The organism is Streptomyces sp. NPDC015130 (genome assembly GCF_043080005.1).
Lineage (GTDB): Bacteria > Actinomycetota > Actinomycetes > Streptomycetales > Streptomycetaceae > Streptomyces.
The window spans coordinates 11,593-31,926 of sequence record NZ_JBIBVC010000021.1; the positions used below are offsets into that span (position 1 = coordinate 11,593).

22 protein-coding genes and 1 pseudogene are annotated in these 20,334 nt (G+C 73.6%); 8 read left to right on the forward strand and 15 right to left on the reverse strand.

Translation table 11 applies throughout. The features are described from left to right. Positions 1-5 precede the first annotated feature (5 nt). The 3 genes and pseudogenes from ACF08F_RS32655 to ACF08F_RS32665 form a co-directional block, all read right to left on the reverse strand. Positions 6-698: a L,D-transpeptidase gene (locus ACF08F_RS32655; RefSeq protein ID WP_392302255.1), complete on the reverse strand. Its 693-nt coding sequence runs from the start codon at positions 696-698 to the stop codon at positions 6-8. Beyond that, positions 665-1,615, reverse strand: a pseudogene (locus ACF08F_RS32660) (Ig-like domain-containing protein); the annotation flags it as partial. The pseudogene ACF08F_RS32660 and the gene ACF08F_RS32655, both read right to left, overlap by 34 nt. Continuing rightward, positions 1,543-2,028, reverse strand: coding sequence for an SRPBCC family protein (locus tag ACF08F_RS32665; RefSeq protein WP_392302143.1), 486 nt, complete (start codon positions 2,026-2,028; stop codon positions 1,543-1,545). The pseudogene ACF08F_RS32660 and the gene ACF08F_RS32665, both read right to left, overlap by 73 nt. A 150-nt stretch (positions 2,029-2,178) precedes the next feature. On the opposite strand from ACF08F_RS32665, the gene ACF08F_RS32670 reads away from it, so the two are divergent. The 6 genes from ACF08F_RS32670 to ACF08F_RS32695 all read left to right on the forward strand — a co-directional run bounded on the left by ACF08F_RS32670 (position 2,179) and on the right by ACF08F_RS32695 (position 6,683). Further along, entirely contained in the window at positions 2,179-2,763 is a 585-nt protein-coding gene (locus ACF08F_RS32670) for a PadR family transcriptional regulator (RefSeq protein WP_392302144.1), read from the forward strand. Between the two features lie 115 nt (positions 2,764-2,878). Then, positions 2,879-3,328, forward strand: a complete 450-nt coding sequence (locus ACF08F_RS32675; RefSeq protein ID WP_392302145.1) for a peroxiredoxin — start codon at positions 2,879-2,881, stop codon at positions 3,326-3,328. A gap of 136 nt (positions 3,329-3,464) precedes the next feature. Further along, positions 3,465-3,860: an SHOCT domain-containing protein gene (locus ACF08F_RS32680; RefSeq protein WP_392302146.1), complete on the forward strand. Its 396-nt coding sequence runs from the start codon at positions 3,465-3,467 to the stop codon at positions 3,858-3,860. 187 nt (positions 3,861-4,047) lie between these two features. Next, positions 4,048-4,491 (forward strand): RrF2 family transcriptional regulator, encoded by a 444-nt coding sequence (locus tag ACF08F_RS32685; protein WP_392302147.1) that lies wholly within the window; start codon positions 4,048-4,050, stop codon positions 4,489-4,491. 78 nt (positions 4,492-4,569) lie between these two features. Beyond that, on the forward strand, positions 4,570-5,760 hold the full coding sequence (locus ACF08F_RS32690; protein WP_392302148.1) for a globin domain-containing protein: 1,191 nt from the start codon (positions 4,570-4,572) through the stop codon (positions 5,758-5,760). A gap of 152 nt (positions 5,761-5,912) precedes the next feature. Continuing rightward, complete coding sequence (locus tag ACF08F_RS32695; protein ID WP_392302149.1) at positions 5,913-6,683, forward strand: rod shape-determining protein MreC; 771 nt, start codon at positions 5,913-5,915, stop codon at positions 6,681-6,683. 40 nt (positions 6,684-6,723) lie between these two features. On the opposite strand, the gene ACF08F_RS32700 is transcribed toward ACF08F_RS32695, so the two are convergent. The 12 genes from ACF08F_RS32700 to ACF08F_RS32755 all read right to left on the reverse strand — a co-directional run bounded on the left by ACF08F_RS32700 (position 6,724) and on the right by ACF08F_RS32755 (position 18,987). After that, positions 6,724-7,095, reverse strand: coding sequence for a peptidase inhibitor family I36 protein (locus ACF08F_RS32700; protein WP_392302150.1), 372 nt, complete (start codon positions 7,093-7,095; stop codon positions 6,724-6,726). Next, on the reverse strand, positions 7,092-7,808 hold the full coding sequence (locus ACF08F_RS32705) for a hypothetical protein (protein WP_392302151.1): 717 nt from the start codon (positions 7,806-7,808) through the stop codon (positions 7,092-7,094). The genes ACF08F_RS32700 and ACF08F_RS32705 overlap by 4 nt, the downstream gene beginning before the upstream one ends. A 404-nt stretch (positions 7,809-8,212) precedes the next feature. Continuing rightward, on the reverse strand, positions 8,213-9,004 hold the full coding sequence (locus ACF08F_RS32710) for a polysaccharide deacetylase family protein (RefSeq protein WP_392302152.1): 792 nt from the start codon (positions 9,002-9,004) through the stop codon (positions 8,213-8,215). Positions 9,005-9,200: 196 nt separating this feature from the next. Next, positions 9,201-9,578: a hypothetical protein gene (locus ACF08F_RS32715; protein ID WP_392302153.1), complete on the reverse strand. Its 378-nt coding sequence runs from the start codon at positions 9,576-9,578 to the stop codon at positions 9,201-9,203. Between the two features lie 90 nt (positions 9,579-9,668). Continuing rightward, a complete protein-coding gene (locus tag ACF08F_RS32720) occupies positions 9,669-11,240 on the reverse strand; it encodes an ATP-dependent DNA ligase (RefSeq protein ID WP_392302154.1) in 1,572 nt (523 codons plus the stop codon). A 58-nt stretch (positions 11,241-11,298) separates the two neighbouring features. After that, on the reverse strand, positions 11,299-12,555 hold the full coding sequence (locus ACF08F_RS32725; RefSeq protein ID WP_392302155.1) for a DUF6397 family protein: 1,257 nt from the start codon (positions 12,553-12,555) through the stop codon (positions 11,299-11,301). A 108-nt stretch (positions 12,556-12,663) separates the two neighbouring features. Then, positions 12,664-13,077 (reverse strand): roadblock/LC7 domain-containing protein, encoded by a 414-nt coding sequence (locus ACF08F_RS32730; protein ID WP_392302156.1) that lies wholly within the window; start codon positions 13,075-13,077, stop codon positions 12,664-12,666. 134 nt (positions 13,078-13,211) lie between these two features. After that, complete coding sequence (locus tag ACF08F_RS32735) at positions 13,212-13,829, reverse strand: ATP/GTP-binding protein (RefSeq protein WP_392302157.1); 618 nt, start codon at positions 13,827-13,829, stop codon at positions 13,212-13,214. After that, complete coding sequence (locus ACF08F_RS32740) at positions 13,810-14,226, reverse strand: DUF742 domain-containing protein (protein ID WP_392302158.1); 417 nt, start codon at positions 14,224-14,226, stop codon at positions 13,810-13,812. Before ACF08F_RS32740 ends, ACF08F_RS32735 begins: the two co-directional genes overlap by 20 nt. A 13-nt stretch (positions 14,227-14,239) precedes the next feature. Next, positions 14,240-14,674 (reverse strand): roadblock/LC7 domain-containing protein, encoded by a 435-nt coding sequence (locus tag ACF08F_RS32745; RefSeq protein WP_392302159.1) that lies wholly within the window; start codon positions 14,672-14,674, stop codon positions 14,240-14,242. Further along, positions 14,671-17,952, reverse strand: coding sequence for a nitrate- and nitrite sensing domain-containing protein (locus ACF08F_RS32750; RefSeq protein WP_392302160.1), 3,282 nt, complete (start codon positions 17,950-17,952; stop codon positions 14,671-14,673). Before ACF08F_RS32750 ends, ACF08F_RS32745 begins: the two co-directional genes overlap by 4 nt. 207 nt (positions 17,953-18,159) lie before the next feature. Further along, positions 18,160-18,987 carry an MHYT domain-containing protein gene (locus ACF08F_RS32755; protein WP_392302161.1) on the reverse strand — a complete coding sequence of 276 codons (828 nt, stop codon included), beginning with the start codon at positions 18,985-18,987 and terminating at the stop codon, positions 18,160-18,162. Between the two features lie 151 nt (positions 18,988-19,138). On the opposite strand from ACF08F_RS32755, the gene ACF08F_RS32760 reads away from it, so the two are divergent. Together ACF08F_RS32760 and ACF08F_RS32765 are read left to right on the forward strand one after the other, a co-directional pair. Beyond that, entirely contained in the window at positions 19,139-19,792 is a 654-nt protein-coding gene (locus ACF08F_RS32760) for a methyltransferase domain-containing protein (RefSeq protein ID WP_392302162.1), read from the forward strand. A 146-nt stretch (positions 19,793-19,938) separates the two neighbouring features. Next, positions 19,939-20,247, forward strand: coding sequence for a hypothetical protein (locus tag ACF08F_RS32765; RefSeq protein ID WP_392302163.1), 309 nt, complete (start codon positions 19,939-19,941; stop codon positions 20,245-20,247). The last annotated feature ends 87 nt before the right edge of the window (positions 20,248-20,334 follow it).

Below are 20,334 nucleotides of genomic sequence, written 5' to 3' on the forward strand. Positions count from 1 at the left end.
GCGGCTCAGAGCGCCGGGCGCAGGGAGCCCGCCGCGGCCGTCGCGGGACCGGGGGCGGCGGCCGGGTCCGTCAGCGCGCTGCCGCGCCGCCATTCCGCCCAACTGAGGTTCCAGTCCCCGAAGCCGTTGCCGAAGGGCGTCATCGGCTCCCCGTAACCGTTCACGACGCGGACGAGGTCGCCCTCGCGGACCGTGCGGAACAGCCATGCGGCGTCCTCGGTGCTCATCCCGGTGCAGCCGTGGCTGACGTTCTCGCTGCCCTGCGCGTCGAGGGACCAGGGTGCGGCGTGCAGGTACTCGCCGCTCCAGGTCACCCGGGTGGCCCAACGGACCTTGAGGTCGTAGTAGTCGCGGCTGCCGCGCGCGATGCCGATGGAGTCGCCCCGCATACGGACGAGCGGCTCCTTGCCGAGGACGACCTTGATACCGCCTCGGGTCCGGTAGCCGGCTTTCCGGTGGTCACCGGGATGGTGCGGATCGCCCGGCCGTCGCGGAAGACGGTCATCTTCAGGGCGGACACGTCGGTGACGGCCTCGACGCGGTCTCCGGTGGTGAGGGTGAGCGGGCGGGACCGGCCGCCGTAGAGGTCGCCGCCGATGTGCCGTCCGTCGAGGGCGCTGTGGACGTGGACGGTCGCGTGGGCGGGCCAGTAGTGGCGGGGGCGGTAGTGGAGGGTGGTGGGGTCGACCCAGTGCCAGGAGCCCTCGACCCTCGGCTCGGTGCGGACCCGGAGGCCGCGCTCGACGAGGCGGCGGGTGACGGGGCTGTCCGCCGGGACGGGTTGGCTGAGTTCGGCGGTGACCGGCCGGCCGACGCCGTACGTCCGGCCGCCCGCCGGCCCGAAGGTGACGGTGAGCCGTTCGCCGCCGGGGGCGACGGGGGTACGGAGCACCAGCCGGGCGAGATGGCGGCGGGGAGCCTCGGGGCCGGCTCCGTCCCGCGGTCGTTCGACGACGAGACGGGCCGTGTAGCGGCCTCCTGCGGCCAGTGCGGTGGCGCTCGTCCAGCGGGTGCCGTCCGCGCCGACCGCTCCGGCGACCCGGCGGCCGCGCCGGTCGGTCACGGTGACGTCGGCGAAGCGGCCGGGGGTGCGGAGCAGCAGCGAGACGGGGCCCGTCGCCCCCGCGACCAGGGTGACGGGGTGCCCCGTGAGGGCACGTCCGGCCGAGGTGCCGGCGGTCAGGGCCACGGTGTGGCGGGGCGCGGTGCACAGGCCACCGGTGTCGCAGCCGTCCACCGAGACCACGGTGGTGGATTCCGGCGCCGTCCCGGCCGCGAGCGGGTCCGGGCCGGCGGGCGACCGGGCGGCCGCGCCGACGAGGACGGCTCCGACCGCCAGGGACAGCGCTCCCCACCTCCGTACGTATCTGCGTGACGCCACGTCGGACACCCTCCCTTTCCGGACGGCAGCAGCGACGACGGGCGTCGCCGAAGCAGCATCAAAGCGGATGAAAGGAGGAAAAAAGATGATCACGACGCCGGGCGTGGCGGCGGAGTGGGGACGGAGACGACTCGAATGGGCCAGCGCGCCCGGGGCCCTGGTCAGCGGGGTGGCTCGGGGAGTTCCTCGCCGGTCTCCAGAAGGGACTTGAGGCTGGAGATCAGCGCGGGCCACCCCTCCCCGATCAGCCCCCGCATGAGGCCGTCAGGCTCCAGGTCGCCGTGGGTGACGGTGAGTTTGACGGTGTCGCCCGAGGGCTCGATGTCGTAGGTCACCCGGGACCGGCGCTCCCGTGTCAGCGGCGCGTACACCTCCCGGTCGAGGCCCACGGCCTCCGCCCACGCCGGGGTGAAGGTGTGCCAGGTGTACGAGAGGAGACGGCCGGGTTCGGCGGCGAGGACGACCTGCTCCGGGTCGACGGTCCTGCGTCCGGCCTCGTCCCAGACCATCGGGGCACCGGGCGTCCACTCCGACTCGAAGGCCACGCCCCAGTAGCGGCGGGTGAGCTCCGGGGCGGTGAGCGCCTTCCAGAGCTCGTCGGGGGTGGTCCGGATGTAGGTGGTGTAGACGAACGTGTCGCTGCACATCGCGCTGCCCCTCGGATCTACGCCCCCACGGCCTTCTCCCTCCAGCCTAGGCAGGCGCGGGAGCGACGTGCCAGCGAAGCGCCGCCGGGCGATCCTGCGGCGTTGAATAGGTGCGGAGGAAACTATTCAACGTGCTGCTACTTTGTCCGGATGTCGCTCAAGCACGCCGTCCTCGCAGCTCTCCTGGAGGGCGAGGCCTCCGGATACGACCTGGCCAAGATCTTCGACGTGTCCGTCGCCAACTTCTGGGCCGCCACCCCGCAGCAGCTCTACCGCGAACTGGAGCGGCTCGCCGAGGCCGGTCTCATCACGGCCCGCGTGGTCGAGCAGGAACGGCGTCCCAACAAGCGGATGTTCAGCCTCACGGAGTCGGGGCGGCGCGATCTGCACGTCTACACCTCGGCGCCCCCGCGTCCCAGCGCCATCCGCGACGAACTGATGGTCCAGGTGCAGTCCTGCGACGAGGGCGACACCGAAGCGGTGCGGGGTTTCGTGGCCCGGCGCATGGAGACGGCCCGGACCAAGCTGGCGCGCTACGACCGGCTGCGGGAGCGGATGCTCGACGGACGGGACGAGGAGACGTACCTCGTCGAGGCGGAGCGGATCGGCCCCTATCTCACGCTCATGCGCGGCCGGTTCTTCGAGGAGGAGAACCTTCGCTGGGGGGAGCGGGCCCTCGCCGTGCTCGACCGGCGCGCCGCGGCGCGCGACGGTGTGGCGACGCCCGCCCGCTGAGGCTTCGACGAGGGCCGGGCGGGGGTTACGGGGATCCCCTACTCTGCGGTAACGTCACCGGCCGGCCACCGGAGGCGCCGGTGGCCGCGTACGGACGGATCGGGGACGGACCGCCATGAACGTCGGTGACCTTGTCGAGGACTTCACCCTTCCGGACGAAACCGGCGCTCCGCGCTCCCTCTCGGGGCTGCTGGACGAGGGGCCGGTCGTCCTCTTCTTCTACCCGGCGGCGATGACCCCCGGCTGCACCGCCGAGGCGTGCCACTTCCGCGACCTCGCGGCCGAGTTCCGCGCCGTCGGGGCGCGGCCCGTGGGGATCAGCACCGACGGGGTGGAGCGCCAGCTGGAGTTCGCGGAGCGGCACTCCCTCGGATACCCGCTGCTGTCGGACCCGGACGGGGCCGTGCGGGACAGGTTCGGCGTGAAGCGGGGCTTCTCTCTCGCGCCGACGAAGCGGATCACGTTCGTGATCGGTCAGGACCGGCGCGTGCGGGAGGTCGTGCGCAGCGAACTCCGCATGAGCGTGCACGCGGACCGGGCACTGGCCGCCCTGCGGCGCGGCTGACGCACGGCCCATCCGAGCACGGTTCGGAGCGGGCCGCATGCCGGGCCGCCACGACGTGCGGGGAGGCGGAGCCTGCACGAGACTCACTCGTACGCCGGGCCTCCACACGGCCCACGCGGGAACGGAGTGCGCAGGAATGGACGACTACCCTCTCCTCAACGTCTTCTGGACCATGCTGTGGTTCTTCCTCTGGATCATGTGGCTCTTCCTGCTCTTCAAGGTGATCACCGACATCTTCCGTGACCACGACCTCGGCGGCTGGGGCAAGGCCGGCTGGCTGATCTTCTGCATCGTGCTCCCCTATCTCGGCGTGCTCGTGTACGTCATCGCCCGCGGGAAGAGCATGGGCGAGCGTGACGTCAAGCAGGCCAAGGCCTCCGAGGCGGCGTTCCAGGACTACATCCGCAAGACGGCGGGGTCGGCGCCGGGCGGCGGTGCCACCGACGAGCTGGCGCGGCTCGCGGATCTGAAGGAGAAGGGCGCCATCACGCCCGAGGAGTTCGAGAAGGCGAAGGCCAAGGTCCTGGCCTGAGGTCAGGGCCGGGCCGTACATGGCCGGGCCGGGGAGGAGGGAGTGGCGCACGGGCCGTGGGCGCGTACGCCACTCCTTTCTCGTACGCCGCTCCCCTCTCGTACACCACTTCCCTTCTCGTAGACCGCCCGTCTCAGGCACCACCCCTTAATACGTATGCCAAATGCTGCTTTGATAAGGTCGGATCGTGAGGCTGACGAAGTTCACCGACCTGGCGCTCCGTGCCGTGATGCGCTTGGCGGTCATCGCGCAGGAGGAGTCCGTCACCACGCGCGAGGTGGCGGAGTCGATGGACGTGCCCTACGCGCACATGGCGAAGGTCGTCACCCGGCTCCAGCACCTCGGCGTGGTCGAGGCGCGACGCGGCCGGGGCGGCGGCCTCGCCCTGACGGAGCTGGGCCGGCGCTCTTCGGTGGGGTGGCTCGCCCGCACCCTGGAGGGCGAGGAGGAGGTCGTCGGCTGTGAGGGCGACCCGCCGTGTCCGCTGCGCACGGCATGCCGGCTGCGGGGTGCGCTGCGCGAGGCGCAGGAGGCGTTCTACCGCGTCCTCGACCCGCTGACCGTGGACGAGCTCGTCGCCTCGCCGACGGGACCGCTGCTCCTCTCCCTCACTCCACGCCCTTCCACCTGAACCAGGCACTCCCCCTCCTCGGAGGGGGAGCACCCACACCATTTAATACGCAGATCATCTACCAGATTGAGAGTTCCCATGCTGTCCGAGCAGGCCGCCCCGGTCATCCGCGCCACTCTGCCCGCCGTCGGCGGCGCGCTCGACGAGATCACCGAGCGCTTCTACGCGCGGCTCTTCGCCGCCCACCCCGAGCTGCTCCGCGACCTGTTCAACCGGGGCAACCAGGTCAACGGCGAGCAGCGGAAGGCCCTTGCCGGGTCCATAGCCGCCTTCGCGGTCGCGCTCCTCGACCACCCGGACAGCCGCCCGGACGTCATGCTCTCCCGCATCGCTCACAAGCACGCCTCGCTCGGCGTCACCGCCGAGCAGTACAAGACGGTGCACGAGCACCTCTTCGCCGCCATCGCCGAGGTCCTCGGCGACGCGGTCACCCCCGAGGTCGCCCAGGCCTGGGACGAGGTGTACTGGCTGATGGCCAACGCGCTCATCGCCGTGGAGGCCCGGCTGTACCAGGAGGCCGGCGTCGCCGAGGGCGAGGTCTGGCGGCCGATGGAGATCGCCGAGCGCCGCGAGGAGACCGCCGACACCGTGTCCTTCGTCCTGAGGCACACCGACGGGAGCCCGGCCTCCGCGTTCCGGCCGGGGCAGTACGTGAGCGTCCAGGTCACCCTGCCCGACGGCGCCCGGCAGATCCGTCAGTACAGCCTCTCCGCCGCTCCCGGACACCCGCAGTGGCGGATCACGGTCAAGCGAGTCGACGGCGACCCGGCGGGGGAGGTCTCGTCGTGGCTGCACGCCCACGCCCGCGCGGGCGACACGGTGGAGGTGTCGGCACCCTTCGGCGACCTGGTGCTGCCCGAGGGCGACGGACCCCTGCTGCTCGCCTCCGCCGGCATCGGCAGCACGCCCATGCTGGCGATGCTCGACCACCTCGCGGCCACCGGATCGACCCGCCCGGTCGTCGTCGCGCACGCGGACCGCTCCCCCGCGTCCCACGCACACGCCGCCGAGCTGCACCGTCTCGTCGAGGCGCTGCCGGGGGCCGCCCTCCACCTCTGGTACGAGGAGCCGGGCGAGGACTCCGTGGCGCTCCGCGGTCGCGCCGACGTCACCGCGCTCGACCTCCCCGAGGGCACCACGGCCTACCTCTGCGGGCCGCTGCCCTTCCTCCGCACCGTGCGCGGCGACCTCCTCGGCCGGGGGACGGCCGCGGCCGACATCCACTACGAGGTATTCGGCCCGGACCTGTGGCTCGGCGCCGAGAACTGACACCCTCTCCTGAAGGCCTCCGCACGGGAGGCCTTCAGCGAACCACCTGCCTTCGATAGCCAAGCGGCATGGCATTCATGCTGCGGATACTGCATAGTGAGGGCCCGTATCGGCCTCGCAATCAGCGGGTACGGAGCGAATGGACGGAAGCGATGGGATCGTTCGGATCGGTCGGCGGCGGCCGGGGTGCGGGGCGGCGCCCGGTGCGCGGGATCGCGCTCGACATCGGCAGCTCGCGGACCCGGGCATGGGCGCCGGGGGCGGGTGTCTTCGCGGACGTGCCGAGCGGACCCGTCCGGCGCGGCCGGGTGACCGACGCGGACTCCCATCTCCGGCTGCTGCGCCGGGTGACGGAAGCCGCTCCCGGTGACGGCGGGCACGACACCGTCGTGATGCTGACCCATCCGGTGCTCGCCGCCCCGGCGGAGCGCGAGGCCGCCCGCCGGGTGGTGGACGGCCTCGGCCCGGTACGGGTCATCGCCGTGGACAGCGCCCGCGCCGCCGCGGCCCATGCCGCCCCGCCCGGCGGTGGCCCCCTGCTCGTGGTCGACCTCGGCGCCCAGCTGACCGAGGTGACACTGGTCGTCGACGGCCTGGTCGAGGACGCGCGGCTGGCCGAGGTGGGCGTCGACGACGTGCCGGAGTCGGGCAGGATGCCCGACACGATCGCCGGGACGGCCGCCGATCTGGTCAGCGACCTGTGGCGCCACGACCACACGGGTGCCGTCCGCGGGGCGCTGCGCCGCGGCGTCCTGGTGACCGGCGGAGGCGCGCTCCGCATGGACGTGACGGGTCGCCTGGCGCACCTGCTCCGGGCCCGCCTGCGGCTGGCGAGCGACCCGTCGACGAGCGTCGTCCGCGGCGCGGGACTGATGCTGGCCTCCGCCCTGCGCCACCCGGGCGGCTCCCTCGGCCGCGATTGATCCCGGCCGGATCAATCGCGCCTGACGGCCCTGCCCTGGGTCAGCAGCCGGTAGACCAGATGTGGGAGTCGCCGCGGTCGTTCGCGGCGGCGTTGTAGCCGACCTCCTGCCCGGGGGCGAGACAGATGGTCATGTCGCCGCCCTGCCAGGCGCTCTCGTAAACCTTGACGTGGTCCTTGATGCCGGGGCCGGAGATGCCGTGGTTGGCCCAGGAGGAGTCGGTGTCGGAGATCCAGCTCTCCCACCAGCCGTCGTCTCCGCTCCAGTTGGCGCGCTGGCCGCCGAAGTTCGATTCCTGCCAGACGCAGAACTCCCCGCTGGGGCACTCGGCGGCGCCCGCGGAGGCGGAGAGGGCGAGGCCTGCGGTGACGGCGAGCAGTGCCGCCGCGGAGAGGGCGAGAATGCGCTTCACGAGTGGTCGTGGCCTTTCTGCGGTGAGGTGGGCGCGGGCAGTTCGGCTGCCCGGAGCAGTGCGCGGTCGCGCAGCTGCCGGTATGCGGTGAGCTGGTCCCGGTGCAGGCTCCGCACCACGAGCAGCTCCATGGCCTCCAGCCGGGTGCGGACGGCGTCGAGTCCGCTCTCCCGGGCACAGCGGGTGGCCACGGCGGGGTCCGGGCTGGGAGGGCGGGAACGGTCGGCCGGGGTGGCGCACCGGGTCCAGCGGGCGAGCGCCTCCTGGTGGGCGGGGTCGTCGCGCATCCGGGCCTGGGCCTCGGCGCGCAGGTTGCCCACGGTGACCTGGGCCCGGAACCAACGGCGGGCGTCGCCGTAGAGCCCGGCTCTCGCGGTGGCGAGGCAGCCGTCCGCGTGGGCGGTGACGGTGGCGCCGGTGGCGAGCGTGACGGAGAGCTCGCGGGGCCCCGCTCCGAAGAGCGCGGCCTGGAGGGTCCGCTCGTCGTCCGGGGCGCGGGCCCGTGCCGTGAGGGTGAGGCCCCGGTCGGCCAGGCAGTCGACGACGAGCCGGTGCTCGGCCGCCTTCAGGAGTCGGTCCTGGGCCGCCCGATCGGCCGGTACGCCCGGCGGACCGGGGACGTCCGGGCCGACGACCGTGCAGCCGGAGAGGAGGAGCAGTGAGGCTGCCGCGGTGACGAGGGCGCGGCGGGCGCGAGGTGTGCCGAGAAACATGGTCCCCCTTCGGACGTCCCGGGTGGGCGGGGTCCGGTCGATCACCCGGAGGGCCCGGGAAGATCACTGCCCGTAGTCGGACCGGCCATGCCGAGGCTCACTCGAACGGGTCGAACGCGCCGGGTCGCACGCCCCTCGGGCGCCTTCACGCGGGACCTCACGTGGCACTTCAGGCGGGACCGAGTCCCGGAACCTCCCCGGGACACGACTGAGCCCCGGTTGGACGGGGGATTCCAACCGGGGCCGTGAGCCGTGACGACAAAGGGCGGTCACCGCGAGGCGGGGGACCAAGGGGACCGGGCCCCTTCGCAGTCACATACGTAGAACGGTAAACCTTTCCCGAATGTTCCGTGTACTCCCGTGTGGGCGATGTGAGTCACCTCACCCGCTTTCAGCAGGTGTGATCACTCCGCCTCGGGCGCGTAGACGGCTCCGGGCTCGGCCTTCCCCGGGGCGAGGAGTTCGGGGACCGTCACAAAGGTGAAGCCCCGGTTCTTCAGCTCGTCGATGATCGAGGGGACGGCCGGCACTGTTCCGTCGTATATGTCGTGGAGCAGGATGATGCCGTCGCGGCCCGCCTGGTCGATCACGCGCTGGCGTATCAGCGCGGAGTCGTCGGTGGAGTAGTCCTTGGCCGTGACGCTCCACAGGATCTGAGCGAGCCCGAGCTCCTTGCTGACCTCGGAGACGGTGTCGTCGGTGCGGCCCTGCGGCGGGCGCATCAGCGTGGGCTTGCGGCCGGTGATCTTCTCGACGGCGGTCTGGGTGAGGGCCAGCTCCTCGCGCACCTCGGCCTTGTCGAGGCCGGTGAGTATCCGGTGGCTCCAGGTGTGGTTGGCGACCTCGTGCCCCTCGTCGGCGATGCGCTTCACGACCTGGGGATACCGGTCGACGTGCCGCTTGCCGAGCAGGAAGAAGGTGGCGGGGACCTGCTTCTCCTTCAGGACGTCGAGGAGCCGGGGCGTGTCCTTGCCCGGCCCGGCGTCGAAGGTCAGCGCTATGCACTTCACCTCGGCGCAGTCGACGCGCCGGGCACTCCCGTCGCCACCCGCCTTGTCGTCCGTACCGGCCGCGTCCCGGGCGTCCTGAGGAGTGACCCGGTCGACCCCGCACCCGCCGAGCGTCAGCATCAGCGACGCGGCGGCGAGTACCACGGCCGCCGTCCCCCTGCGGCGGCCCGGCCTGAATCGGAACATGCTGGAACCCGCTTCCCCTGTGAAGTCCTCGATGAGTCGCCACCGCCTGGTCAGGGCGGATCATGCGACGTCGAAGGACTCTACACACGGTGTATACCGGGCTTCACAGGGGGGTGCACCCGTCACGTGCGGGCACACGTGAGCCCCCGGACGGCGCCCGTCCGCTCCGCCCGGGGGGTTCCTTCGGCCTCGTCGCTCAGCGGGAGGCGAGCAGCAGGCGGGCCTCCGTCTCCTGGTCGCCCGAGACCGACTGCTGGGACCGGACGTCGAAGCCGGTGGCGAGGACACGCTGGACCTCGTCCACGGCGTGGTAGCCACCGGTGAGGGTGGCGCCGACCAGCGCGGACAGATGCGTGGGGCCCACGTCCTCACGGCGTCCGCCCGCCGTGTCGAACGTGGCGACCCAGACGGTGGGGGCCGGGCCCTCCGCCGTCCGCGGGCCGGGGGCCTCCACGTCCTCCAGCTGGTAGACACCCTCGAGGACGTCGAACACGGCCTGGGCGTCCTCCCGGCAGCAGTCGCTCAGCTGCACGGTGACGTCGGTGTCGATGTGCAAGTCGTACACGTCGCTCATCTCCTCGCGGCTGCTCGTGCCACGTCTCCAGCATCCCTCGCAGCGAGGACTCCCGCGAGGTCCGGCGGGGTCCGACGAGGTCCTGCGGGTTCAGCCGGCCCCGTGGCCCCGCGGCCCGCGGCGCCCGGTGATCGCCTCGACGGTGTCGGCCTCCGAGGCGGGTTTGTCGGGGCGGTGGCGCAGGACGCGGGCGAAACGGAGGGTGATGCCGGCCGGATACCGGGTCGAGGCCTGAAGCCCGTCGTAGGCGATCTCGACGACGAGCTCGGGCCGCACCCGTACGGTGAACCCGTCGTCCTCCACGGCGAGTTCGCCGAGCCGCTCGGTCTGCCAGCGGAGCATCGCGTCGGTGAGCCCTTTGAACGTCTTCCCCAACATGACGAAGCCGCCGTCCTCCGCGCGGGCCCCGAGGTGGAGGTTGGAGAGCAGCCCGGTCCTGCGGCCGTGGCCCCGTTCGACGGCGAGGACGACGAGGTCGACGGTGTGGACCGGCTTCACCTTCAGCCAGGTGCGGCCCCGGCGGCCGGCCACGTAGGGCGCGTCCAGCGCCTTGACGAGGACTCCCTCGTGTCCGCGCTCCAGCGTCTCGGTGAAGAAGCGCTCGGCCTCCTCGACGCGTGCGGGGTCGGCCGGGTCCGTGACGACGAGGCGGCCGACCCGCTGGGACTCGGGGAGCAGCCGGGCCAGCACGGCGTGCCGCTCCCGGCCCGTCCGGTCGATCAGGCTCTCGCCGTCGGCGGCGAGGACGTCGAAGAAGACGGGTGTCAGGGGCAGGGCGGCGCGCGCCCCGGCCACGTCGGTACGGGAGCCCACCCTGGCCGCGATGGACTGGAACGACACGGGCCGCCCGGTGTCGGGGTCGAGCGCGATGACCTCCCCGTCGAGGATGAACGCCTCGGAGGGCACGGCGCGGGCGACGGCGACGACCTCGGGGAGCCGGTCGGTGATGTCGTCGAGTGAGCGGGTGTGGACGCGCACGTCGTCGCCGCTGCGGTGCACCTGGACACGGATGCCGTCGAGCTTCTCCTCCACGGCGCAGGCTCCCAGGGCGCCGATCGCCTCGGCGACGGAGGCGGCGGTGTGCGCGAGCATGGGCTGCACCGGGCTCCCGACCCGCAGCGTGAACCTGTCGAGCGCGGTCGCCCCTTCCGCCAGCACGGCCTGGGCGACCGGAGGCAGGGAGCCTTCGAGCATCACGGCGCGGCGCAGCTCGGTGGCCGGCACGCCGGCGGCCTTGGCGACGCCCTCCAGGGCGACGGCGTCGAGCGCGCCCTGCCGGACCTCCCCGGAGAGGAGCCGGAGCAGCAGCTCCTGCTCGTCGCGGGTGGCGGCGGTGAACAGCACGCGGAGGAGACGGTCCCGCTCCGCCTTGGATCCTGCTCCGGACACGGCGGCCAGCTCCGAGAGCGCGGTGTCCACGTGCGCGAGCGTGAGGCCGGGCGCCTCGGCAGGCGGGACGGCGGGCGGAACGAGGTGCTGGAGGACACTCCACCCGACGCCGATCCGCCCCTGCGGGAGTCGGCCCGCGAGGTAGGCGATGACGAGCGGGCTCTCTTCCGGCGCGGCCTCCGCGAAGAGCTCGGCCAGGAGGCCGATCTTGCGCGAGCGCGCGGAGGTGGCGGCGACCTCCCGGGACACCTCCGCGACACGGGCGAGCAGCATGCGCCCATCCTCCCCACCCCGCGCCCCCGCCGCACGCCGGCACCGGCCTGCCGTCACGTCAGGGCCAGCCTGTCGGCCGCTTCCTCCCCCGCCCGCGCGCGGCCCGCGCGGCGGCCCTGCCCAGGAGCCGGTCGAGCAGCCGGGGACGCGGGGAGCCGCCCCGCGCACCCGGCGGCGGACCGGAAGCCGACCGCTGCGGCGGGACGGGCGGCACACCCGAATCCGGTGGCGCGTCCGGGACCGCCGACCGCCGGGTCCCAGCCGGTGGCGGGCCCGAGGCCGGTGGCGGGCCCGAGGCCGGTGGCGGGCCCGCGGCAGGTGGCGGGCCGGAGTCCGGTCCCGGGCCCCATTCCGGTAGCGGGCTCACGGCCGGTCCCGGGCCCGATACCGGTGACGGGCCGGCGGCCGGAGGTGGGTCCGGCGCCTGCCACGACCCCGAGACCAGTGGCGGGCCCGCGGGCGGCAGTGGTTGCCGGGACGGCGGCGGCTCCTGGAGTGGTGGTGGCTGCGCGGGGTGCCGGGGCACCTGGGTCCGGTCCTGGGCCTCGCCCGGGTGCGGGGCGGGGCTGTCCGCGCGGGCCTCCTCCAGGGCCAGGGTCAGGCTCATCCGGTGCCAGACGACCTCGTCCGGCTCGTCGGCCAGTGCAAGCCGCTCCGTGACCTCGCGGGCCGCGGGCGACACGGCGTGCCCCGGCTGTGGTGGCGGGCGCAGGCGGTCGAGGTGGGCGCGCTCGTACGGGTCGCCGACGACCTCGGCCAGATGGACGGGGTGGAGCACGGAGGCGATGGCGGCCGCACGGGACCAGGGATCGCCCGCGGCCCGGAGCAGCAGGGAGAGCCGACGCGCCCGCCAGTTCCTCGGCCTGGAGTCCTCGTGCGCGGCGAGCCGCTCGCGCACCTCCGGGGGCAGCCGGCCGCTGAGCAGCGCCGGGTGGGAGAGGCCGAACTCGGCCACCTCCGCCGCGAGGTACATCCACACCACCGCCCGGTAGCGGTTCAGGTAGAACCTCACCGGGCTCAGGTGCCCCGTCCTCGCGAGCCGGGTGAACCGCTCCTGGGTCACGGACAGGAGTGCCGCCGCCTCCCGGGTGCCCACGGCCCGCACCCGCTCTCGCAGCCCTTCGGGGAAGTCCGGCGCGGCGCTGAGCCGGTCGATCTCCGCCCGCTCGACACGCCGCCGCTCCCCGTCGCCCACCGGCACGGTCCTCACCAGGCCCAGCTGAGCGGCGAGCCGGAACTCGTCGCGCCTCAGCCGCAGCTCCTCCGCCGCCCGCCCCGTTGTCACCGTGCGCGTGCCTGCGTCCACCGTCCTCACGTGGCCCTCCCCCGTACGTTCGTACCTCTCGAACTCCGACAGAGAGAACGTAACGCAGAGTGACGACATCTGTGCGGGCTGTGGACAACACCCTGTGGACAACCCGTGTCAGTACGTGGTGCCGCCCGGCCGGTCCGGCTGGCGCGCCGCCACGCCGAGGTGCTCGCCGACCCGGTTGACCAGCAGCGTCATCTCGTATGCCACCTGGCCGACGTCCGCCTCCGCCGCGCTCAGGACGCACAGGCAGCTGCCCTCGCCCGCCGCCGTCACGAAGAGCAGCGCCTCGTCGAACTCCACCATCGTCTGCCGGGCCCGGCCGGCCCTGAAGTGCCTGCCGGAGCCACGGGCCAGGCTGTGCAGCCCCGAGGAGACGGCGGCCAGGTGCTCGGCGTCCTCCCGCACGAGACCACTGCTCGCGCCCGTCACCAGACCGTCGTTCGACAGCACCAGCGCGTGCCGTATGTACCCGACCCGTTGGGTCAGGTCGTCGAGAAGCCAGTCCAGTCCCTTGTCCAGCGCCATGCGTGGTCCTCCCCCTTGGTGTTGCGTCCCCGTCGAACCGCAGGTCGTCCGGCTCCGCGTGTCGTGGCAAGCCTTACGCACTGTCGTGGACAGGGCAAGCACCGGACCACGCCCCGCGCGTCACTACCCGGACCTCAGCCGACGCTGTCGAGGAGCCGGGCCGTGTGCATCCGCCCGGCGTACTCGACGAGGCGGATGAGTACCTCCTTCCCCGAGTCCCGATCACGCGCGTCGCACAGCACGACGGGCGTGCCGCGGTCCAGGTCGAGCGCGCGGGAGACCTCGTGCGCGCCGTAGGTCCGGGCGCCCGTGAAGCAGTTGACGGCGACGACGAAGGGGATCTTGCGGTGCTCGAAGTAGTCGACGGCCGGGAAGCAGTCCTCGAGCCGCCGGGTGTCGGCGAGCACGACGGCCCCCAGTGCGCCCTGGGACAGCTCGTCCCACAGGAACCAGAAGCGGTCCTGGCCGGGGGTGCCGAAGAGGTAGAGGGAGAGCCCAGAGCGGATCGTGATGCGGCCGAAGTCCATGGCGACGGTCGTCGTGGTCTTCTGGTCGACTCCCCCGGTGTCGTCGACGAGTTCGCCGGCACGGCTGAGCTGTTCCTCCGTCCGCAGGGGCCGGATCTCGCTGACGGCGCCGACCAGGGTGGTCTTGCCGACCCCGAATCCGCCGGCGACCAGGATCTTCAGGGCGAGGGCGCTGGTGTCCACGCCGTCGCGCGCGCCGGTGCTCTCAGAGCGCTCGTAGGCCATCGATGACTTCCCTCAGGATTCTTTCGTCGGGGAGCTGTGCGGGGGGTACGGGTCTGCTGACGCGGACGAAGCCCGATTCGAGGAGGTCGCCGAGGAGGACCCGGACGACTCCGACGGGCAGGTCGGCATCGGCGGCGAGTTCGGCCACCGACTGCGTCTCGGCCCGGCACAGGGCGAGCAGGGAGCGGTGCTCGGGGCCCAGGAGGCTCTCCTCGGCCGTTCCCTGCGGGTCGTCGTCGACGACCACGAGGGCGATGAGGTCGAACCGTACGTTGCTGGGCCCCGGTCGGGTCCGTCCGCCGGTCATCGCGTACGGGCGGACGAGCGGCCCGGCTTCGGCGTCGTACCACTGACTGCCCGGGTCGGACGGACCGCCGCCGGTACTGTCCTCGTTCATGGGGGTCTCCGGGTCAGCCGGCGGCCGGCGGGGTCACCGTGAGCCGCGGCGGGGTGTGCAGGTGCTCTCCGACCCGCTTGACGAGCCGGGCCATCTCGTAGGCGATGAGGCCGATGTCGGCGCTGACCGAGCTGAGGACCGCGAGACAGGAACCGTCTCCGGCCGCGGCGACGAAGAGGAACCCGTCGTCCATCTCGACCATCGTCTGCCGGACGCCACCGGTGCCGAACTGCCGGCCCGCGCCCTTGGCGAGGCTGTGGAAGCCGGAGGCGATGGCGGCGAGGTGCTCGGCGTCCTCGCGGCTCAGGCCGCTGGAGGAGCCGACGGCCAGGCCGTCGTTGGAGAGCACCACGGTGTGGCGGACCTCGCGGACCCGCATGACGAGGTCGTCGAGGAGCCAGTCGAGTTCACCGGACCGGTGATGGGAGATCCTCTCGTGGTCGATCATGCGTCGTCTCCTTCGAAGCGGGGGGGTGTGGGGTCGATGAGGTCGTGGTGCGGTTCCTCGCGGAAATCGCCGCCGAAGCCGGTCCCGAGGGGCCGTCTGCTGCCGGGGGCGGGGCCGCCGCCGCGCTGCCAGCCGTCCCGGTAGGCCGCCATGCGGTCCCGGACCTGCTCGGGGGTGCGCGCGTTCACGCCGGGCGCCGGGGGCGCGGAGGCCGGGGCGGGGACGGGCGCCTCACGCAGCTGCGGGACGAGGTTCGCCTGCCGTACGCGGCGCGGCAGATCGCCGTCGGGGTCGGCGCCGAGGCCGCCCGGGTCTCCTTGCGGGCCGTAGGCGCCCCGGCCGAACGGCTTCGCGGGCGTATGTGCCGTGGATGCCGGGCCCCATGGCGGCGCTGACGTCGCCGGTCCCGACGAGGGGGTCGGTCCCGTGGGCGTCGGAACGATCCGCGTCGGTCCGGGCTGATGCGAGCCGGGCCGAGTCGATCCGGGCTGTACCGGTCCGGACTGCACGGTGCCGGGCTGGGTCGGTCCGGACTGCACGGATCCCAGCTGCACGGGTCCGAGCTGCACGGGTCCGATCTGCACGGGTCCGATCTGTACGGGTGCGGGCGGGGTCGATCCGGCCTGGGCCGGTCCTGCCTGTACCGGTCCGGCCGGCGACAGAACCGTCCGTGCCGGTCCGGGCGGCACTGCTCCTGGCTTTGTCGGTGTGGCCTGCCCCTCTCCGGCCTGTACCTCTCCGGCCTGTACCTCTCCGGGCTTCGTCGGTGCGGCCTGTGGCGGCACGGACGGGCCGCGTCGGCGGAGGGCGGTGACGCCTGCGGGTGGGGGGACCTCCTCCGGTCGGGCCGACAGCGCGGGGACCGCCGTCGGGCGTGACACGGGCTGCGGACGGGACTGCGGGCCGGGCGGGGGCTGCGGGGTCCGGGCGCCCGAGGCGGGGCCGAGGGGAAGGGTCGGCGCCGTCGTACGCGGTCCCTGGGGGCGGCCGAAGCGGCGGGCCTCCGCGCGCTGCGCCTCCTCGTGCTCCCGCGCGACGCGCGAGGCGTCCGCGGCCGAGCCGCCCGCGCGCGGGTCCCGGCCGTGGCGGGCGCCCGTACGGGGGTCGCCACCGCGGGCCGGGTCGGCCGGGGTGCGCCGGATCCCGGGATTCCCTGCCGGGGCGGCCACGCCCCCGGCGTCCGGCCCGGTGGCTACCGGGGTGCTGCGCCCCGGCGGCAGCGCGCCCTGGAGGAGGTCGGTCGGGAGCAGCACGACGGCCGTCGTGCCGCCGTACGGGGAGGTCCGCAGGTGGACCTTGACGTCGTGGCGGGCGGAGAGCCGGCTGACGACGAAGAGGCCGAGCCGGTCGCTGTCGAACAGGTCGAGGGCCTCGGACTGGGCGATGCGCGCGTTGGCCTCGGCGAGGGTCTCCTTGCCCATGCCGAGACCGCGGTCCTCGATCTCCAGGGCGTAGCCGTTGCCGACGGGTTCCCCGCTGACCCGCACCTTGGTGTGGGGCGGGGAGAACTGGGCGGCGTTCTCGATGAGTTCGGCGAGGAGGTGGGTCAGGTCGGCGACGGCGCCGCCGACGACGGCCGTCTCGGGCAGCCGGCGCACCTCCACGCGCGCGTAGTCCTCGATCTCGGAGACGGCCGCACGGACGACGTTGGTGAGCGGGACGGGCATGCGCCAGGCTCGGCCGGGGGCCGCGCCCGAGAGGATGATCAGGCTCTCGGCGTGGCGCCGCATACGGGTGGTGAGGTGGTCGAGGCGGAAGAGGTCGCCGAGCTCGTTGGGGTCGTCGGCGCGCCGCTCCATGCTGTCCAGGAGGTTGAGCTGGCGGTGGACGAGGACCTGGCTGCGGCGGGCGAGGTTGACGAAGACGCCGGAGATCCCGCTGGCGAGCTCGGCGCGCTCGACGGCCGCGGAGAGGGCCGCGCGGTGCACCGTGGTGAGCGCCTCTCCGACCTGGCCGATCTCGTCCTGGGAGACGGGCCCCGGCGGTGCCTCGGCCCGTACGTCGATCTCCTCGCCGGCCCGCAGGCGCCGCATGGCGGCGGGCAGTTTGCGGCGGGCGATCCCGAGGGCGGTGTTGCGGAGGCTGACGAGCTCGACGACGAGGCCGCGGCCGATGCGGACGGAGATGACGAGGGAGGCGGCGACGGCGGCGAGGCCGAGCAGGACCGCCGCGCCGCCCATGCTCAGGACTCCGCCCGCGAAGGGGTCGGCGCGGTCGGCCGCGGCCGTACGCGCCTCCGTCTCGACCGCGGTGAGTCCGCTCCGTACGGCCTTGAGGGTCTCGTCCCAGTCGGCGGACGTGACCGCCTGGGCCGCGGGACGTCCGGCCTCGGCGGTGAGGACACTGTCCTCGGCCCTGGCGAGACGTGCGTGGTCGCTGCCCGCCGCGATCCGGGCCCACTCCGCGCGCGTGGCGGCGGGGAGGTCTGCGGTGGCCGAGGCGGTGAGCGTGCGGCGGGTCTCGACGGCTCCGGCGAAGGCGCGGAGCCGGTCCGCGGTGAGCCGCCCGGTGAGGTGGGCGGAGCCGAGGAGGGCGTCCTCGCGGGCCAGCATCTCGCCCGCGCGGCCGAATTCGAGGAGCACGCGCGCGTCGGATCCCTGCTGGGTGTCCTGGATGCCGGTGAGGGCGCCGCCGACGGCGAAGCCCGCGGAGACGGCCGCGGTGTACTCCTCGTACACCTGGCCCCAGTCGGCGCGCCCGTCGACGGCGGCGGTGCGGAGCCGCGCGAGGCCCTCGACGGTGCCGACGAAGGAGCTCACCCGTGCGGGGACGTCTCCGGGCAGGTCCCCGGTGTCGCCGACGGTGTGCTCGCCGCCGAGGCGGAGGCGCCCGACGGCTGCGTCCGTGTGGCGGATCCGGTCCTTGAGCTCGGTGGACCGGGCGGCGCCGGGCGCGGCCACCTGGCGTACGGCGGCGCGCCGTTCGGCCTGGAGCGCGTCGATCGCGGCCGTCACCGGCTCGCGGATCTCGGCGTCGACGCGCTGGAGCTGTCGGAGCCTGGCGATGTCCTGGGCGGTGGTGACGGTGGCGAATCCCCACAGGGCGAGGAGCGAGACGACCGGGACCATCAGGAGCGAGACGATCTTGGCCCGGACCGTCCGGGGGCGCAGGCCGTGTCCCGTCGGGCGGGTGCGTACCGGCGAGCCGGAGCCCTGGTCGGGGGTGTGGTGCGGCCCCGGTTCCGCGGCGGGGGGCCCGGCGTGTGCGCGTCGCCCGCGCGTGGCCGCCGGCGGCGGAGCCGTCGCCTCGGCGTCCTTGGTCTTGCGGGGAGTTCGCATGGGCTCCTCGTTCCGGCTGGGTCTGTCTCTGGTGCGGTGGTGGTGCGTGGGGCGGAGTGCGTGAGCGGTGCGGGTCGTGGGGTGCGTAGGCGGTCGGCGTGGTCGGTCGAGTGCGTGAGCGGTGCGGGTCGTGGGGTGCGTAGGCGGTCGGCGTGGTCGGTCGAGTGCGTGAGCGGAGTGGGTCGGCGGAGTGGGTGTGGGGGCCGGTCAGATGCGGCGGGCCGTCTCGGCGGTGCGGAAGCCGGGGGGCGCGACGTCCACCGCCCGCTCGTCCGGTTCGGTGAGACGTTCCGCCGAGGCGTACGCGGCCCGCTCCTTGGCCGTCGGGGAGAGGGCGACGAAGGCGGAGGTGATGAACAGGTACGAGCCGAGGCCGACGGCGAGCGGGAAGATGAACTGCATGACCGTGGCGCCGGGGAGCGCGGTCGCGGAGGGCAGGACCTCGACCCGCACCGCGAACATCCCCGTGTAGTGCATGCTGCTGACGGCCGCGCCCATGACGAGCGAGGCGACGGCCACGGCCGCCGGAGCGTGGATGTTCAGCGCCGCCCACAGCGCCGCGGTGGCCGCCACGACCGCGATCACGACCGAGAGGGCGACCAGCAGCGGGTCGTACACGACCTCGCCGTGCAGCCTGAGCGCGGCCATGCCCATGTAGTGCATGCTCGCCACGCCGACGCCCGTGGTCAGTCCGCCGATCAGGAGCGAACGGACCCGGTCGCGGCCGTAGCCGACGGCGAACACCCCGACGCCGACGACGGCCATGGCGACGAGCAGGCTGAGGATGGTGAGGGGAACGTCGTAGCGGATGTCGGTCCCGGTCACGCCGAAGCCGAGCATCGCCACGAAGTGCATCGTCCAGATACCGGTGCCGATCGCGGAGGCGGCGGTGAGCAGCCAGTTCCGTCGCGAGCGGCCGGTCGCGTCGAGCGCCCGTACGGTGCAGCGCAGCCCGAGGGCGGCGCCTATGCAGGCCATCGCGTACGACAGCGCGGGTGTCAGCCAGCCGAAGGTGGCGTGGTCCAGGTGTCCCATGGCTCAGGGACGCTAGTGCGCATGCGGGGGCGCACCAGGGGCGCATTTCGAAAGCTGATGGAATATGACAGAGAGATGATCCCGAACGATCACACCGAGTTCGAACGTGCACACAGAACGTTCACACCTCCGGGTAGTGAATCATGAGCGCATGAGCGATGACCCCACGCGTGTCCGAGAGTTCTTCGGCGTTCGCGCCGCCGACTGGGACAGCCGGTTCCCCGACGACGGTCCCGCCTACGCCGCCGCCGTGCACGAGATCGGTCTGCGCCCCGGTGACGCGGTACTGGACGCGGGCTGCGGGACGGGCCGGGCACTGCCGCCGCTCCGCGCGGCCGTCGGCCCGACCGGCACCGTGCTCGGCGCCGACCTGACCCCCGAGATGCTGGCGGCGGCCGCCCGGGCGGGCCGCGGCGCCCCGGGGCAGGGATCGCGCGACACCCACGTCGACGCCTCGGACGGCGTGGACGGCACAGGGACCCTCCTGCTCGCGGACGTCGGTCGGCTCCCGGTGCGCGACGGCTCGCTGGACGCCGTCTTCGGGGCGGGGCTCGTCTCCCATCTCGCCGACCCCGTCGCCGGCCTGCGGGAACTCGCCCGTGTCGTCCGTCCCGGCGGCCGCCTCGCGCTCTTCCACCCGATCGGCCGCGCCGCCCTCGCGGCCCGGCACGGCCGACAGATCACGCCGGACGACCTCCGCGCCGAGCCCGTGCTGCGCCCCGTGCTCGCCGAGGCCGGCTGGCGGCTCGTCAGCTACGTGGACGAGGACACGCGCTACCTGGTCCTGGCGGTACGCGAAGGCTGAACCGTCCCGCGGAGCCTGCTGCCGTCCGTCACGGCAGGTCACGACCGGTCCTGATCGAAAACTGTCCCAACGCGCCCTTCTGTCACGGCACTTCGCTGTCTACGGTGGAGGTGCCGGGCAGTCGTGCCCGGGAAAGGCGGTGGGTCATGGCACGGGTGACGGAACGACTGCGCAGACTCCTCCCCTCCGCCCGGCGGGCGCCCGAGACGGCCGCGCCGGCGCCGGCGCGGCCCCGGCAGGGCCACAACCTGTTCGAGGCCGCGGCGGAGTACGTGGCCGCGAGCGCCGAGGACGACCCGGTCCGGGCGGAGGAGGCGGCGAGCCGGGTCTCCCCCGGCGCGCTCTCCTTCGGGGTCAACGAGCTGGCCTGCCGGGCACTCATCGCCCTCGCCCGGGAGCGCGACGAGTCACCGACCACCGTGGCCCGCTCGCTGCTCGGCCTCCGGAGCGAGTGACGACCGCCCGAGGAAGGCCTCCGGAAGCCTCGGGGGGCGGGGCGTCTCTCGCGGCACATCTCGCCCGCGCACCCTCGACGCGCGGGT